This window comes from Microbacterium sp. zg.Y909 (genome assembly GCF_024626565.1).
This window is the reverse complement of record NZ_JANJFJ010000570.1, coordinates 1-2,017: the sequence shown is the minus strand read 5'-3', so window position 1 is coordinate 2,017 and position 2,017 is coordinate 1. Positions and strand designations below refer to the sequence as shown.

Sequence of the window (2,017 nt, the reverse complement as noted above, 5' to 3'; positions counted from 1 at the left end):
TGTTCCTGCAGCGCTACTTCGGGTTCGCGCAGTTCAAGCGCTCCGCGATCCCGAACGGCCCGAAGGTCGCAGCAGCCGGATCGCTGTCGCCGCGCGGCGACTGGCGGGCTCCCAGCGACGGCAACGCGCGCGCGTGGCTGGCCGAGCTCGACGCGGCGCTCTCGGACGCATAGGTCCCGGGGTGCGCCGGCTGATCCGCTGGCGTGTCGCTGCCGCGCAGCATCCGCTCCCCTGTCGCAGATTGCCGCTTACCAGGGCGGGAAACCGGCACCACACACGGTCCTGACCGCCGCCGCGCACTCACCTGTCGCGAATCGTCGCTCCACTGGGCGGGAAACCGTCATCCGCGACAGGCGAGCACTCGGGTCGGGATGCCGAGGCGGACGGGCACCGACAGGGCGGGAGCACAGGGCGTGCGCACCGCACGGCCCCGACCGCCGGGCATCCGCTCACCTGTCGCGAATCGTCGCTTCACGGGGCGGGAAACCGTCATCTGGGACGGGCGAGCGTTCAGGCATGCGAGCGCACCCGCCGTGGCGAGCGCCGCCGACGCCCGCCACGGCAACGGCGAGCACCGCCAGGCGCGCACCGCCCGGCGGGCGCTACACGCCTGCCACTAGCCCGCGCCGGCGCTCAGACGCGCAGGGACCCGTAGGCGATGGTGATGATCCAGCCGTCGCGCGAAAGGTCGGCCAGGTGGTATCCCAGCTTGCGATCGGGCAGCCAGCCCCTGCGACGGGTCGGGTCCAGGTGCACGCGCTCTGCGGCCACGCGTACCCCGCGCCCGTCCGCCTCGAGCACGGCCTGCACCCGGGTCCAGTGGTCGAGGAGGTCGAGGATGTTGTTCTCGTCGAGCAGGTGCGAGTGCTTCTGCATCATACGGACGTCGGCGGCGTCGGGGTGCATGTCGCGCACGTCGAGGCCCAGGGGCATGTCGGGATCGGTCACCGCGACGACCGTCGCCGACCGGTAACTCGCCGTCTTCACCGCGTACGGCAGGTTCTCGCCGTCGCGTGAGGCGATGAGCCGCGTGTGATAGCCGTAGCCGCGAGGCGGCTCGCGCTCGACGCGGATCTCATACGGCTCGCATTTCTCGAGGCCCGCGACGATCTCGCGGGTGAGGATGCGTCGGCGGTCGTGCACGCTCGTGCTCGGGTCCCACCCGAGTCGAGCGGTGATGCCTTCAGGCGTTTCGAGTGGGACGGATTCCATGTCGCACCTCTCCCCGGCAGAAGCCGGTCTCCCCATCTTCGCCCACGCGGTGCACCGGGGCCACGGCCTCGGCCGTGAATACTCCGGCCCGCTGTCGGTTTGCTCAGCTGCCCCCGGAGACGATGCCGATGATTCCGGATGCCAGCATGTACAGCCCGACAGCGCTGACCACGAGCCAGACGCCGACGCGAGCGGGCGACGGCCGTTTCTTGTCAGGATCCACAGAGCCGGTCACGAGCAGGTTCTCAGTGCCGGCGGGAGCGGGCGAACATCGCCCGCATCGCGAAGAAGACGATGATCGCGACCACGGCGACGATGGCCAGTTTGATCGCGAACATCAGCACGCTGCCGAGCACGCTCACCAGTACCCAGGCGATCACCACCGCGACGATGATGCCGAGAACTGTCCAGATCGTGCTGCTCTTGTCCATGAGGCCAGCTTAGGAGGCGTGGGAGACCACGTCTTGCCGGATGATGCTCGGCCCCCGCGGCGTGGCCTCGACGAGCAGCTGCGCGGGCAGCTGTTCTTTCATCGCCTCGACGTGGCTGATGACGCCGACGGTGCGGCCACCGGCGCGCAGCTCGTCGAGCGTGCGCATGGCCAGTTCGAGTGTGTCGGCGTCGAGGGAGCCGAATCCCTCGTCGATGAACAGGGTGTCTAGACGCATGCCGCCCGCTCGCGCGGTCACCACCTCGGCCAGGCCCAGCGCGAGCGCCAGCGACGCGAGGAAGGTCTCGCCGCCGGACAGCGACTGCGGCGGCCGCGACTGCCCGGTGTGGGCGTCGAGCACCTCGATGCCGAGGC

At 70.2% G+C, this 2,017-nt stretch carries 4 protein-coding genes; all 4 read right to left on the bottom strand.

The window, feature by feature from the left end:
• Positions 1-633: 633 nt before the first annotated feature.
• On the bottom strand, positions 634-1,212 hold the full coding sequence (locus NQ160_RS22960; RefSeq protein ID WP_257517329.1) for a hypothetical protein: 579 nt from the start codon (positions 1,210-1,212) through the stop codon (positions 634-636).
• 103 nt (positions 1,213-1,315) lie between these two features.
• Complete coding sequence (locus NQ160_RS22955; protein WP_257517328.1) at positions 1,316-1,447, bottom strand: hypothetical protein; 132 nt, start codon at positions 1,445-1,447, stop codon at positions 1,316-1,318.
• A gap of 10 nt (positions 1,448-1,457) precedes the next feature.
• Entirely contained in the window at positions 1,458-1,643 is a 186-nt protein-coding gene (locus NQ160_RS22950) for a hypothetical protein (RefSeq protein ID WP_257517327.1), read from the bottom strand.
• A gap of 9 nt (positions 1,644-1,652) precedes the next feature.
• The coding region (locus tag NQ160_RS22945) for an SbcC/MukB-like Walker B domain-containing protein (protein ID WP_306854073.1) at positions 1,653-2,017 on the bottom strand (365 nt) is incomplete at its 5' end.